9 protein-coding genes are annotated in these 13,636 nt (G+C 70.6%); 4 read left to right on the top strand and 5 right to left on the bottom strand.

The features are described from left to right. Positions 1 to 18: 18 nt before the first annotated feature. On the top strand, positions 19 to 708 hold the full coding sequence (locus BJ965_RS07365) for a hypothetical protein (RefSeq protein ID WP_184907930.1): 690 nt from the start codon (positions 19 to 21) through the stop codon (positions 706 to 708). 57 nt (positions 709 to 765) lie between these two features. Here BJ965_RS07365 and argG read toward each other — a convergent pair whose 3' ends face one another. The 4 genes from argG to BJ965_RS07345 form a co-directional block, all read right to left on the bottom strand. Then, the gene (gene argG / locus BJ965_RS07360; RefSeq protein WP_030839282.1) at positions 766 to 2,220 is read right to left on the bottom strand and encodes an argininosuccinate synthase; all 1,455 of its coding nucleotides are present in this window, start codon (positions 2,218 to 2,220) and stop codon (positions 766 to 768) included. Between the two features lie 137 nt (positions 2,221 to 2,357). Next, complete coding sequence (gene meaB / locus BJ965_RS07355) at positions 2,358 to 3,350, bottom strand: methylmalonyl Co-A mutase-associated GTPase MeaB (protein ID WP_184907929.1); 993 nt, start codon at positions 3,348 to 3,350, stop codon at positions 2,358 to 2,360. Continuing rightward, entirely contained in the window at positions 3,347 to 5,521 is a 2,175-nt protein-coding gene (gene scpA, locus BJ965_RS07350; RefSeq protein WP_184907928.1) for a methylmalonyl-CoA mutase, read from the bottom strand. Before scpA ends, meaB begins: the two co-directional genes overlap by 4 nt. After that, positions 5,521 to 7,332 (bottom strand): methylmalonyl-CoA mutase subunit beta, encoded by a 1,812-nt coding sequence (locus BJ965_RS07345; RefSeq protein WP_184907927.1) that lies wholly within the window; start codon positions 7,330 to 7,332, stop codon positions 5,521 to 5,523. The genes scpA and BJ965_RS07345 overlap by 1 nt, the downstream gene beginning before the upstream one ends. A gap of 614 nt (positions 7,333 to 7,946) precedes the next feature. Between BJ965_RS07345 and BJ965_RS07340 the strand changes: the two genes are divergently transcribed. The 3 genes from BJ965_RS07340 (at position 7,947) to BJ965_RS07330 (ending at position 12,686) form a co-directional block, all read left to right on the top strand. Beyond that, positions 7,947 to 9,083, top strand: coding sequence for a hypothetical protein (locus tag BJ965_RS07340; RefSeq protein ID WP_184907926.1), 1,137 nt, complete (start codon positions 7,947 to 7,949; stop codon positions 9,081 to 9,083). A 125-nt stretch (positions 9,084 to 9,208) separates the two neighbouring features. Next, on the top strand, positions 9,209 to 10,396 hold the full coding sequence (locus tag BJ965_RS07335; RefSeq protein ID WP_184907925.1) for an ATP-binding protein: 1,188 nt from the start codon (positions 9,209 to 9,211) through the stop codon (positions 10,394 to 10,396). Further along, complete coding sequence (locus BJ965_RS07330; protein WP_246545856.1) at positions 10,386 to 12,686, top strand: hypothetical protein; 2,301 nt, start codon at positions 10,386 to 10,388, stop codon at positions 12,684 to 12,686. Before BJ965_RS07335 ends, BJ965_RS07330 begins: the two co-directional genes overlap by 11 nt. Here BJ965_RS07330 and BJ965_RS07325 read toward each other — a convergent pair. Next, positions 12,658 to 13,632 carry a hypothetical protein gene (locus BJ965_RS07325; RefSeq protein WP_184907923.1) on the bottom strand — a complete coding sequence of 325 codons (975 nt, stop codon included), beginning with the start codon at positions 13,630 to 13,632 and terminating at the stop codon, positions 12,658 to 12,660. The genes BJ965_RS07330 and BJ965_RS07325 overlap by 29 nt on opposite strands. Positions 13,633 to 13,636: the final 4 nt, after the last annotated feature.

Below are 13,636 nucleotides of genomic sequence, written 5' to 3'. Positions count from 1 at the left end.
CTAGTTGCGGAGTCGACCATGACCCATCAGCTTCGGATGCGCGTGTGCGCAGTGCTCGCCATTGCTGTGCTGGCGGTTTCAGGTGGTTATGCGTATGGGGCCCCCGCGCGTGACGACATGGGCCAGGACATCGAAACGGCCGTGCAGGGCGTCGACGCCTACTGGGACGCCCACTGGTCCGAGTTCTTCACGCAGACGTACGTCCCGCCCACGGTCCTGGGTGAGTACGACGGCGCTTCCGCGGACGTCCCCACCTGCGGCGGGGAACCGCTGGACGACGACAACGCCCAATACTGTGCCACGGCCGAGGACTACGTCGCCTGGGACACCGACCTCATGCGGTTCGGCTACCGGTACGGAGACGCGTTCGTGTATCTGGTCGTCGCGCACGAGTGGGGTCACGCGATACAGAACCGCCTCGACGCCCAACTGCAGACCATGGACGCCGAATTGCAGGCGGACTGCCTGGCGGGCGCGGAACTCGAGGGTGCCGCGCAGGACGGAACGGTCGTCTTCGAGGCGGGGGACGTCGACGAGGTGTACACGGCCCTCGTCCGTGACGCCGACAAGACCCCCTGGACGAAGGAAGGGGACCACGGGAGCGCCTCCGAGCGGGTCGACGCCTTCACCCTGGGGCAGGAGCTGGGGGTCGACGGATGCCTGCCGGACGAGGTGTCCACCGAGGGCGCGGCGGCCCTCGACCGGTAGGACGCCGAGAGGCCGGCCCGACATCCCGTCGGGCCGGCCTCTCGCGGTGCCGTGGGGTCAGTCCGTGCCGGACTCCATCGCGGCCCGGTCCAGCCACGCGTCCTCCTCCGAGACCTCGCCCCGGGAGGCGATGGCCTGGGCGCCGCCCTGCGGCAGCTCGGGCATGGTGCCGATGAGGCCGGTCGCGGCGGCCTGGGAGGCGCCGACGGTGGGGCTGCCGGTGCCGATCAGGCCGATGCCGGCGTACTGCTCCAGCTTGGCGCGGGAGTCGGCGATGTCGAGGTTGCGCATGGTGAGCTGGCCGATCCGGTCCACCGGGCCGAACGCGGAGTCCTCGGTGCGCTCCATGGACAGCTTGTCCGGGTGGTAGCTGAACGCCGGGCCCGTGGTGTCGAGGATCGAGTAGTCCTCACCGCGCCGCAGCCGCAGCGTCACCTCGCCGGTGACGGCCGCGCCGACCCAGCGCTGGAGCGACTCGCGGATCATCAGCGCCTGCGGGTCCAGCCAGCGGCCCTCGTACATCAGCCGGCCCAGGCGCCGGCCCTCGGTGTGGTACTGGGCGAGGGTGTCCTCGTTGTGGATCGCGTTGACGAGGCGCTCGTAGGCGGCGTGCAGCAGGGCCATGCCCGGGGCCTCGTAGATGCCGCGGCTCTTGGCCTCGATGATCCGGTTCTCGATCTGGTCCGACATGCCCAGGCCGTGCCGGCCGCCGATGGCGTTGGCCTCCATCACCAGGTCGACGGGGGAGGCGAACTCCTTGCCGTTGACCGACACCGGACGGCCCTCGGCGAAGCCGATCGTCACGTCCTCGGCGGCGATCTCGACCGACGGGTCCCAGAACCGGACGCCCATGATCGGCTCGACGGTCTCGACGCCGGTGTCCAGGTGCTCCAGGGTCTTGGCCTCGTGGGTGGCGCCCCAGATGTTGGCGTCCGTGGAGTACGCCTTCTCCGTGCTGTCCCGGTAGGGCAGCCCGTGCGCGACCAGCCACTCGGACATTTCCTTGCGGCCGCCGAGCTCCGTCACGAAGGCCGCGTCCAGCCAGGGCTTGTAGATGCGCAGGTGCGGGTTGGCGAGCAGGCCGTAGCGGTAGAACCGCTCGATGTCGTTGCCCTTGAAGGTCGAGCCGTCGCCCCAGATCTGGACGTCGTCCTCGAGCATCGCCCGGACCAGGAGCGTGCCGGTGACGGCACGGCCGATCGGGGTGGTGTTGAAGTACGCCCGCCCGCCCGAGCGGATGTGGAACGCGCCGCAGGTCAGCGCGGCCAGGCCCTCCTCCACGAGCGCGGCACGGCAGTCGACCAGACGCGCGATCTCGGCCCCGTACGTCTTGGCGCGGCCGGGCACCGAGGCGATGTCGGGCTCGTCGTACTGGCCGATGTCGGCGGTGTAGGTGCACGGGACGGCGCCCTTGTCGCGCATCCACGCGACCGCGACGGAGGTGTCGAGACCGCCCGAGAAGGCGATGCCGACGCGTTCGCCGGCGGGCAGGGAGGTGAGGACCTTGGACATAGAAAGAGTATGTATCACTTTGCATAGTCATGCAAGCCGGATATGCGGAATCGTCGTTCCGGAACGCCGCCGTGCCGGAACGCCGCCGTGCCGGGACATCGACGTCCCGGAACATGTCCGGCCCGGTTGCTACCGCTTCAGGAACCCGCTGCCTCGGAGCCGCCGAGCGCCCCGAGGATCCGCTCGGCGGCCAGCGTCGGGGTGAGCTCGCCCTCCCTGACCCGCTGCTCCAGCACCGGCGCCAGCGCCCGTACCGCCGGGTCGGCGTGCAGACGGCCGAGGAGTTCGTCGCGGACCATGGTCCAGGTCCAGTCGACCTGCTGGTCGCGGCGCTTCGCGGTGAGGCGGCCCGTGGAGTCCAGCAGCGTGCGGTGCTGCTCCAGGCGCTCCCACAGCGCGTCCAGGCCGGTCGACTCGCGGGCGCTGCAGTGCAGCACCGGCGGGGTCCAGAACGCGTCCTTGCCGTGCATCAGGCGCAGCGCGCCCGCCAGCTCCCGCGCGGCGGCACGGGCGTCGCGCTCGTGCGGCCCGTCCGCCTTGTTGACGGCGATCACGTCGGCGAGCTCCAGCACGCCCTTCTTGATGCCCTGGAGCTGGTCGCCCGTGCGCGCGAGGGTGAGGAGCAGGAAGGTGTCGACCATGTTCGCCACGGCCGTCTCGGACTGGCCGACACCGACCGTCTCCACCAGGACCACGTCGTAGCCGGCCGCCTCCATCACCACGATCGACTCTCGGGTGGCCTTCGCGACCCCGCCCAGCGTGCCCGCCGTGGGGGAGGGGCGCACGAACGCCGCCGGGTCCACGGCCAGGCGCTCCATCCGGGTCTTGTCACCCAGGATCGAACCGCCCGTACGGCTGGACGACGGGTCGACGGCCAGCACCGCCACCCGGTGCCCGAGCGAGGTCAGCAGCGTGCCGAACGCGTCGATGAACGTCGACTTGCCCACGCCGGGCACCCCGCTGATGCCGATCCGCCGGGCCCGGCCGCTGTGCGGAAGCAGCGCCGTCAGCAGTTCCTGGGCCAGCGCGCGGTGCTGCGGCCGCGTCGACTCGACGAGTGTGATGGCACGGGCGATGATCGCCCGTTTCCCGTCGAGCACGCCCTTCACATACGCGTCGACATCGATCACAGGGCGTGCCCGAGGCCGTCCGACAGGCGCCGCACCAGGTCGTGGGCCGCGTCCGGGATCACCGTCCCGGGCGGGAAGACGGCCGCCGCGCCCATCTCCAGCAGCGTCGGCACGTCCTGCGGCGGGATCACCCCGCCGACCACGACCATGATGTCCTCGCGGCCCTCCTCGGCCAGCGCCTCGCGCAGCGCCGGGACGAGGGTGAGGTGACCGGCCGCCAGCGACGAGACGCCGACGATGTGCACGTCCGCCTCGACGGCCTGCCGGGCCACCTCGGCGGGCGTCTGGAACAGCGGGCCGACGTCCACGTCGAAACCGAGGTCCGCGAAGGCCGTGGCGATCACCTTCTGGCCGCGGTCGTGGCCGTCCTGGCCCATCTTCGCGACCAGGATGCGCGGACGGCGGCCCTCGGCCTCCTCGAAGGCGGACACCAGGGTGCGGGTGCGGTCCACGCTCGGGGACTCTCCGGTTTCGTTGCGGTACACGCCGGAGATCGTACGGATCTGCCCCGCGTGTCGGCCGTACACCTTCTCCAGGGCGTCGGAGATCTCCCCGACGGTGGCCTTCGCGCGGGCCGCGTGCACGGCCAGCTCCAGCAGGTTGCCCTCGCCGCCGGCGGCCCGGGTCAGCGCGTCGAGCGCGTCCTGGCAGGCCCGCTCGTCCCGCTCCGCGCGCAGCCGCCGCAGCTTCTCGATCTGCTGCGCCCGCACCGAGGAGTTGTCGACCTTCAGGACGTCGATCTGCTCGTCGGTCTCCACCCGGTACTTGTTGACGCCGATGACCGGCTGGCGGCCCGAGTCGATCCGGGCCTGCGTACGGGCCGCGGCCTCCTCGATGCGCAGCTTGGGGATGCCCGCGTCGATGGCCTTGGCCATACCGCCCGCGGCCTCGACCTCCTCGATGTGCTGCCAGGCCCGCCGGGCCAGGTCGTACGTCAGCTTCTCCACGTACGCGCTGCCGCCCCACGGGTCGATCACCCGGGTCGTGCCGGACTCCTGCTGGAGCAGCAGCTGCGTGTTGCGGGCGATGCGCGCCGAGAAGTCGGTGGGCAGCGCGAGCGCCTCGTCCAGGGCGTTGGTGTGCAGCGACTGGGTGTGCCCCTGCGTCGCCGCCATCGCCTCGACGCAGGTGCGCGTCACGTTGTTGAAGACGTCCTGCGCGGTCAGCGACCAGCCCGAGGTCTGCGAATGGGTGCGCAGGGAAAGTGACTTGGCGTTCTGCGGGTCGAACTGCTTCACGAGCTTCGCCCACAGCAGGCGCGCCGCCCGCAGCTTGGCGACCTCCATGAAGAAGTTCATGCCGATCGCCCAGAAGAACGACAGCCGCGGCGCGAACGCGTCCACGTCCAGGCCGGCTTCACGGCCCGCCCGGATGTACTCCACCCCGTCCGCGAGCGTGTACGCCAGCTCCAGGTCGGCCGTCGCACCGGCCTCCTGGATGTGGTACCCGGAGATGGAGATGGAGTTGTAGCGCGGCATCCGCTGCGAGGTGAAGGCGAAGATGTCGGAGATGATCCGCATCGACGGCTTCGGCGGATAGATGTAGGTGTTGCGGACCATGAACTCCTTCAGAATGTCGTTCTGAATGGTTCCGGCCAGCTTCTCGGGCGGTACGCCCTGCTCCTCCGCCGCCACGATGTACAGCGCCAGCACCGGCAGCACGGCGCCGTTCATCGTCATCGACACGGTCATCTTGTCCAGCGGGATGCCGTCGAACAGCTGCCGCATGTCGTAGATCGAGTCGATGGCGACACCCGCCATGCCGACGTCACCCGTCACGCGCGGGTGGTCGCTGTCGTAGCCGCGGTGCGTGGGCAGGTCGAAGGCGACCGACAGGCCCTTCTGGCCGGCCGCGAGGTTGCGCCGGTAGAAGGCATTGGACTCCTCGGCCGTCGAGAAGCCCGCGTACTGGCGGATGGTCCAGGGCTGGTTGGCGTACATCGTCGGGTACGGGCCGCGCAGGAACGGCGCCGCCCCCGGGTACGTGTCCAGGAAGTCCAGGCCCTCCAGGTCACGGCCGGTGTAGAGCGGCTTGACGGTGATGCCCTCCGGGGTCTCCCAGAGCAGGTCGTCCCCGCCGGAGGCGTTCTTGACCGCCGTACGCCACTCGTCGGCGCCGCCGTCGGGGGCCGGCGTGCCCAGCTCGATCCCGGAGAAGTCGGGGATTCCCATCAGGACGCAACTCCCATGCGGTCAAGGGTGGCGGACAGCACGGCGACGGCGTCACAGCCCGCGAACACGTAGGCGTCGACACCGGAGTGCTGCCCGGGACGCCCGGCGAGGAACACGTGCGAGGCGCCGGCGGCCCTCAGCCGCGCGGCCTCGGCCTCGGCCTGCTCCTCGTACAGCGCGTCACTGGAGCACAGACAGACCTCCGTGGCGCCGCTGTCCTCGAAGGAGCCCTCGGCGACGGGCTCGACGCCGCCGGCCTGGAACAGGTTCGCGGCGAAGGTCAGCCGCGCGGTGTGCGCGGCGGCAGGGCCCAGCGCGGCCAGATAGACCCGCGGCCGGGCGCCGGTCGCGGCGAGGTGGGCGTCGGAGCGCGCGCGCAGCGCCTCGTAGGCCTCGTCGCGGCGCACCCTCGGCAGCCCGCCGGACCGCGGCTCGGGCGCGCTCTGGCGCACCACCGGCTTCTCGGCCAGGAACGGGAACTCGCTGACACCGGTGATGGGTTCGCGCCGCTTGGCGAGCTTGGCGCTCCGGGCCCGCCACGTGTCGGCCAGGTCCTGGCCGAGGCGCCCCGAGCGCAGGGCGGCGGCCTGTCCGCCCGCACGCTCGATCTCCTGGAAGAACTCCCAGCCCGCGCGGGCGAGTTCGTCCGTCAGCCGCTCCACGTACCAGGAGCCGCCCGCCGGGTCGATCACCCGGGCCAGGTGCGACTCCTCGATGAGGATCGTGGAGGTGTTGCGGGCGATGCGGCGCGCGAAGGCGTCCGGCAGGCCGAGGGCGTGGTCGAAGGGCAGCACGGTGACCGCGTCGGCCCCGCCCGCCCCCGCGGCCAGCGTGGCGATCGTCGAGCGCAGCATGTTCACCCACGGGTCGCGGCGCGTCATCATCACCGGCGACGTCACGACGTGCTGGAGCTGCGCCCCCGCCCGGGGCGCTCCGCAGACCTCGGCCACCCGGGCCCACAGCCGGCGCGCGGCTCGCAGCTTGGCGATCGTCAGGAACTGGTCGGCGGTCGCCGCATACCGGAACTCCAGCTGCGCACAGGCCTGTTCGACGTCCAGCCCGGCTCCGGCCAGCTCCCGCAGATACGCCACCCCGGTGGCCAGCGAGCAGCCCAGCTCCTGGGCGGCCGAACCACCGGCCTCGTGGTAGGGCAGCGCGTCCACGGTCAGCGCCCGCAGCCCCGGGTACTCCCCGGCGCACAGCCGTGCGAGCTCCGCCGCCGGCGCGGTGTCGCACCGCCGGCCGGTACGGGCCTCGTGCCCGAGCGGATCCGCGCCCAGATTGCCGCGCGCCGCGTCCCGGGCGACGCCCCGCTCCTCGTACACCCGCAGCAACTGCCGCGCGGCGGGCTCGGCATCACACCCCGCGTCGAGGACGACGGGTGCCAGGTCGAGGTACACGCCGTCGAGGACCCGGCCGAGGTCCGGCACCGCGATGCCGCCTACCCCGACCGTCAGCCAGAGGGAGGTGACACCGTTCTCCAGGTCCCCGAGCACCGCGTCACGGTCGGCCACCGTGTGCCGTTGCCGTACGTCCCAGCCGCCGACCGTGTTTCCCTCGGCGCGGCCGCCGCGCACAAAGGGCGCGAACCCGGGCAGGCCCGGCTCGGGCGCGGAGTCGTGGGCGGTGTAGAGGGGACGGGTGCGCAACCCGTCCTCCAGCGCGGTGGACAGGGCTTCCTCGGCCTCGGCCCCCTCGACGTCCTTGCCCGATTTGCGCAGCACACCCGCCACAAGGCGCTGCCACTGCTCATGGGGCACGTCAGGGAACTCGCCGGCCAGCTCAAGCCCGTCGTCAGGCAGGACCGTCATGCTCGGATGCTAGGTCACGGACACGAGCGAACAGCAGAGGGGGCGGCTGTGACCTTGCCCTCGCCGGGAATGTGGCCCCGATCTCCCTCTGCCGCTCCTGAATCGGATCTGGTCAGGCACCACCACAGAGTGGTTGCGGCCGACCGTCCACAGTGCTGAGACGACTTTCGAACGAAGCGGCGCATTTCCCTGCCATTCCGGGGCGCCGATCAGATGGAATGTGAACGGGTGCCCGGTGTCAACCCCCGGGCGTCCCCCGTCCGCGTACTGTGCGTGCCTGATCGGCGTCCTTGGGCCCGGTGATCCGTATGAGCAACAAGAGAGGCGTCGATCCCCTGCCCGACGGGCGACTATCCCGATACGCTGAATTGGGTGCGCCTTGTCGAGCGGGCAGCTACGGGGGGTGAGAAGGCGTTGCTTGTCAGCCGATCTTTGACTGCGGTGGTACGCGTGTGGTGCATGATGAACCACCCGCGCTGCCACGACAATGACGAACCTCATGGTTCCCGGACCCACGCCGCGCGACGAAACCCGATATCAGGGCGGACGGAGCAATGGCATTGGGACTGAGCCGGTTACGAGGCAGAACCAGCGCAGGCCTGCCGCGTGTCGTCGTGGGCGCCTGTGTCGCTCTGGCCGGCGGGGCGATCCTGGGGTTGCTGACCGACCCGGAGAACCTCTCGCACGCGGCCGGATACCAGTACGCCGCAGGACTGCTTCTCGCGATCGGACTCTACGGCAGTACGCACGACATCGACTTCGCCGAAGTCAGACGCTCCCTCAAGGTCGTCCTGGTCGCCGTCACCGTCGGCGTCCTCGTCAAAGCCTCACTCATCGCCACCGTCATGGTGCTGGCCTTCGACAGGCCGGAATACCTCGTCCTGGGCATCGCCGTGGCGCAGATCGACCCCTTGTCGGTGGCCGCCACACAGAAGAGCGACCGGGTGTCGCCGCGGGCCAAGGCGATCCTGTCGGTCTGGGCCGCCTTCGACGACCCCATGACGGTCCTGCTCACGCTCTACTTCTCCGCCCTCGCCGTCCGGTACGGCGCCGGACCGGCCGGTGACGGCTCGGTCGTCACGGACACCGCCACGGTGTTCGGCGATCTGCTCCTCAACCTGGGACTGTTCGTCCTGGTGGCGGCCCTCTGGTGGGCGGCCGCCGCCTGGCTCGGGCGCGGGCGGCGGCACGGTACCCGGCGGCCGGCCGCCGACGTCGTGGCGCTGGCGCTGGTGGTCGCGCTGATCCTGTTCGCCGCGCAGGACATGATGGTCCTCGCCGTGGCCCTGACCGGACTGCTGGTGCGCCTGGGCCGCTTCGGCGCGGGCCTCGACACGGCGGTCGCCCTGGCCTTCCTCGCCGCCTCGGCCGTCCTCGGCGTGGTCCTCGCGTCCGGTGAGGTCTTCCTGCGGGAAGGGCTCGTCCTCGGCGTGAGCGCCTTCGCCGCGCAGCTGCTCGTCACCCTGCTCATCAGCCGGCTGGTGCGCCCCCGGCTGACCTGGCCGGATCTCGCCCATCTCGGATTCGGTCAGCAGAACGGCATCACCGCGATCCTCCTCGCCCTCGCCCTGGAACCGAGGTTCCCCGGCACGGTGGGTGTCGTCGGACCCGCGATCGTGACGGTCAACCTCCTCCACCACACCTTCCAGTGGGCCCGCGTCGACAGGTGGCGGCAGGACCTCTCCACCGCACCGGAGCCTCAGCAGGCTCCCGCGGCCATGAGCCAGGAATGGAAACCGGAACCCGGATGAGTCAGGGGGAGGCATGGGTCCGTCGCGCGCCTCGCCGGCACCCCGGCGCCACCGCACACCATGTACGACACCGGGCGATCCAAGGGGACGGGACGCCCGGGAGCACGACCTCGGGGGAACACACCATGCCGTACATCCACTGCAACATGTTCGGAACGCCTCCCGCGGGGGGTGAACCGCCGTGGCTCCCGTACGAGCCACTGGTTCCGTGGTGCATCGAAGGTCACGAGGACCTGTGGGTGGAACTCGAACACGTGCCCGTGGCGGTACACACCTTCCGCAACCAGCTGGTGCAGGTCGCGCGCAACATCACCCCGGACCGGGACGGACGCGGGCACCTGGTCGTGGTGAGCGGACTGCCCGGCACCGGAAAAAGCAGTCTCCTGCACCGCTGCGTCCATGAGTTCGTCTCGGGACTGGAAGAGCCCAAGGACGGCGACGCCGACCGGCCCGACACCGAGCCCCGGGACGAGAGCTCGAAGCCATGGTGCAGGCGTGAGCCGTCCGGTGCGGTCTGCGTCGTGCCGGTCACCGGGGTGCGGAACAACGGGCGCGATCTTGAGTCGTCGCCCAGCGGACACACGGAAGCGCCGGAGCTCAGTACGGTGATCGACCGCATCTTCCGCACCGTCGTCAAGGCGCTGAAGAAGACACCGGGATTCGCGGAAGTCTGCGGCCCGGAGATCGACTCGCCCGACCACTTCGACTCCTGGCACGCCCTCACCGACGCGCTGGCGCAATTGGGCCGAAGACTCGCGGTGATCATTCCGCATATCAAGTGGGAGGACCAGGACTCCCGATGGGCCTTCCTCCGGTTCTGTCACCAGAAGGCCGACCGCGGGGTGGTCTTCTTCGTCGAGACGGAATACACCGGTCTCGAAAAGGAGATCGATCTGATTTTCGATGAAACCCAGTTGCGGGGTGTCACGCACCTCAAGACCGGAAGGCTCGCCCGGGAGGACTGGGGCAGATATCTACGGCTGTGGATGGAGCTTCCGGATATCCCGAGCCCGAAGGTCGATATTCACGAGGACCTGCTCGAGTGCGAGCCGGCGCCCTGGGTGTTCGTCAGCATCGCGAAGCTCCAGACGTTTCTGCGTGAGGCGGCGGACGAGGCACTGCAGGCCGACGAGGCCTACTTGCGGCGAAGTCGCATAGTTCTCCGGTTCGCCGAGGAGGAACCGAAGCCGGACGACTTCCTCAGAGGGGGCCCGTCGGAACCGGACGCCCCCGAGGAAGACCCATCCGAGACGGCCGGTCTTGAACCGAATGAGCTTCCTGACGACGAAGAGGACCGACGAGATGAGCCCTGACGCCTTCCCGGTCGCGGGGGAGAACCCCTTCCGAGGCAGTACGAGCGTCCAGTTGGAGGGATTCGGCGACACCACCCAGGTCGGTACCGGCCCCCCGCGTCCGCCCATCCATGTGCGCAGGCGCATCAACGAACAGCTCATGGAACAGGTACAGCGCTACCTCCGGCACACCGGGGACTCCTCGACCAGGGGCCGTGTCCTCGCCCTGGTCGGCGAGTTCGGCCTCGGCAAGAGCCACCTCGCCGCCCAGGTCACGGACGTCCTGAGGCAGAGCACCCCGACGCCCGCGCTGTGGGTGATCGGTCAGCCCTCGGTGGACATGCGGTCCGTCTTCCAGCACCGCGTCATGAGCCCCCGCGACGACCTCGAAGCCATGGCCGACTTCATGCAGGCCATCACCGACTACTACGCGGACGTCACGGCGGAACTGCTGGAACAGGACGAGACGGGCCGGCTGGGAGGCGCCCGCGACGAGTTTTTGAGCGGCCTCAGGGACCGGCGGCTGGACCCGCACAAGATCGCGCGGGCCTTCGACCTCGACGAGGAGCTCATCCACAGCCACCTCCGCCGGCATCTGCGGGGCGTCACCGACCACCGGGCCTTCGCCACCGCACTCGCCCTGCTCCCCAACCAGGTCTACCAGACGGACATCTTCCGCTGGCTGTCCGGCGAGGCCCCCTCGGCTCCCCTCCAGCAGCGGGGCGTCACCCAGCCGATCCAGGGCATCCAGGGCGTCCTCGAAGCGTTCGCGGTGTTCAGCCTCGTCTACGGCCAGAGCGACCGGCCGTACGCGCTGGTGCTGGACGAGGTCGACAAGATCGCCGAATGGACGGCGCAGGACCGGGCGTTGTTCCTCAACGCCTTCGAGATGCTGGTCAACCGGTATGTCAACCAGGGCGGTCTGCTGGTCTTCTGTGTCCGGCCCGACCTCTGGAGCTCACTTCCCGCATCCCTGCACGAGCGGGTGCTGCCGCTGTGGCTCGACAGCTGGGAGCGCCCCGCGACCGAGGACCTGATCAAACAGCACCTGCTCGGCTCGGGCCGCGTGCCGCAGGACAAGACCTGCGCGCCGTTCACCGACCCCGCCGTGACCCAGGTCGTGACCCTCTCCGACGGGGTCCCCCGGCAGATCCTGCGGATCTGCGAAGGAGCCTGGGACCATGCCGCGCTCGGCGGCGGTCCGAGGATCGACATCGAGGCCGTGCACGAGGCGATCCGGACCACCCACGAGAAGCGGCCGATGAGCGAGGCGGCACGCCGGCTGGAACGCGTACTCGCCGGCGACCAGTGGTGGCACAACGTGCCGCCGCGTGACCTGGGAGACCTGCCGGGGCCACCGGGCTCGGGCGAACCCCGCTGGATCGAGGTCACCCGCACGGCCTGGATCGTCCTGCTGCCGGTGCGTTCGCTGCTGACCCGCTCCGCCGTGGGTGACATCGCGGGCTTCCTCGGCCACGCGCGCGACGTCGCGGGGGCGACGAGTATCGAGATGCTGGTCGTGGTCAACGGCCACGCCTGCAGGCAGATGCGCCGACAGGTCGCCGACGCCACCGGGACCATGCCCCTGGTGCTCGACGACCCCCGCTTCGACATCGCCCTGCGCAGCGGTGTCCAGAGCCTCGCCGAGCGGCTGCGGGCGAGCCAGGACAACACCGTGCTGGAGAAGCTGTCCCACCGGCTGGACGTGATCCAAGGGCAGCAGAAGACCCTCCTGGAACGCGTCGACAGCATCGACCACAGTCTCGACAACCCGCGTGTCGTCGCCCCGCCGCCGACGGCCGGTTCCCTGGGGCAGCGGCTGCCGGAGCCGGTGCGGGCGCCTTTCCGGGAAACCCAGGAGGCGCTGGACCGGCTGCTCGAGGAGGGGGAGGGGCCACGGCTCAGCCTCGTGCCCCTCGCCCGGACCGCCGCCGGCCGCCCCCCACGCCCGCGCCGGCTGCTCGTCGACGACTCCGCCCTGCGGAGCATGGGAGCGGTCGTACTGGCCCGCAGACTGCTCGGGGCGTTCCGCGAGGCGGTCGTCGGCTGGTGGGAGACCGACGCGTCCGGCAGCGACACCGAGCCCGTCGCACGCGACCAGGGCGAACTGTTCGCCATCTGCCGAGGCTTCGAGATCTCGCTGGAGTCGCTGCCCCGCCTGGACCGGGGCGGCGCCGACCCGCTGAGCGGCCTGCCCGCCACGGCGACGGAGCCGGGTGAGAGGGCGCAGGACAGGCTCGCCCAGCTCGCCGACCGGGTGCTGCGCGAGCTGGGCGACGCGGTCAGTGGCGGACGCGCACCTCTGCGATGAGATCGCGCAGGCGTTCCTCCGCCACGCCCACCCGGGGCTGGCGGAACGTGACCCCCACGACGAAGTCGCCCTCCGCGTCGCCCAGCCAGTGCATGTAGAAGGCCCCGTCCACGACGTCGAGGACGAGGCGCCGGATCGGGGCACGGGTGACCGGGGCGAGAATGGCCGAAAGACCCGTCAGTTCCTCACGCAGGCGGCTGACCATGTCGCGGTATATCGCCCGGCGGGCCGCGACCGAGACGACCGCGAAGGAGTCCTCCAGCTCCTGGTGCTCGAAGGCGTCGCCGGAGCACACCAGCGACCAGTCGCGGTAGTAGGCCGCGTAGTGCAGGTCGCCCGGGTTGAGATGGCGGTGCCATATGCTCCGCAGCCGCTGCGCCTCCTGCATGTCGCGGGTGAGGACGTGCATGGACAGCGAACTCCCCTGGACGAACGGCTCCTTCACCTCCCCCGCGCGGCCGCCGGGCAGTTCGTCGACCATGAGCCGCTCGGCCCTGATCTTGGTGACCAGCCGGTTCATCGTGTCGTCCATGGCATCGCAGCCGGGCTCCGACGCGCTGATGCCCACCAGGTACTGGGCGGAATGCAGACGAGAGCACTGCATGCCGCCCTCCGGCGTGACGACGAGGGTCCGCATCAGGTCGCCGACGTCGAGCCGTCGCATCGCCTCCTCCGTCTCCAGGACCCAGCGGACCAGCCGCCGCCCCGGCCGGCCCTCGGCGTCGGCCTCGTCCTCCCAGGACAGCCCTCCGGGGAACGGCTCGGCCTCCGCCTCGCGGACGGCGAAGACGACGGTGTTGCGGACGACGTGGGTCATGGACCGGATCTCCGGGCAGGCCGCGACCGCGGCACGGCACTCCTTGCTCAGGTGCCCGTAGCTCTGGCTGACTTGCGGCACGCTCAGGAGCCGGGGCTCGCTCACCGCCGCGGAGGCGTCCGGGTTCATCGGG

It is taken from the genome of Streptomyces luteogriseus (genome assembly GCF_014205055.1).
GTDB lineage: Bacteria > Actinomycetota > Actinomycetes > Streptomycetales > Streptomycetaceae > Streptomyces > Streptomyces luteogriseus.
The sequence above is the reverse complement of the archived record's forward strand: the minus strand, read 5'-3'. Positions and strand labels throughout refer to the sequence as shown.

Excerpts from the sequence above, each read along its gene's own strand:
- BJ965_RS07325 (WP_184907923.1), bottom strand. The coding sequence starts at position 13,632 with ATGAACCCGGACGCCTCCGCGGCGGTGAGCGAGCCCCGGCTCCTGAGC.
- scpA (WP_184907928.1), bottom strand. The coding sequence starts at position 5,521 with ATGGGAATCCCCGACTTCTCCGGGATCGAGCTGGGCACGCCGGCCCCC.
- BJ965_RS07365 (WP_184907930.1), top strand. The coding sequence starts at position 19 with ATGACCCATCAGCTTCGGATGCGCGTGTGCGCAGTGCTCGCCATTGCT.
- BJ965_RS07330 (WP_246545856.1), top strand. The coding sequence starts at position 10,386 with ATGAGCCCTGACGCCTTCCCGGTCGCGGGGGAGAACCCCTTCCGAGGC.
- BJ965_RS07345 (WP_184907927.1), bottom strand. The coding sequence starts at position 7,332 with ATGACGGTCCTGCCTGACGACGGGCTTGAGCTGGCCGGCGAGTTCCCT.
- argG (WP_030839282.1), bottom strand. The coding sequence starts at position 2,220 with ATGTCCAAGGTCCTCACCTCCCTGCCCGCCGGCGAACGCGTCGGCATC.
- BJ965_RS07335 (WP_184907925.1), top strand. The coding sequence starts at position 9,209 with ATGCCGTACATCCACTGCAACATGTTCGGAACGCCTCCCGCGGGGGGT.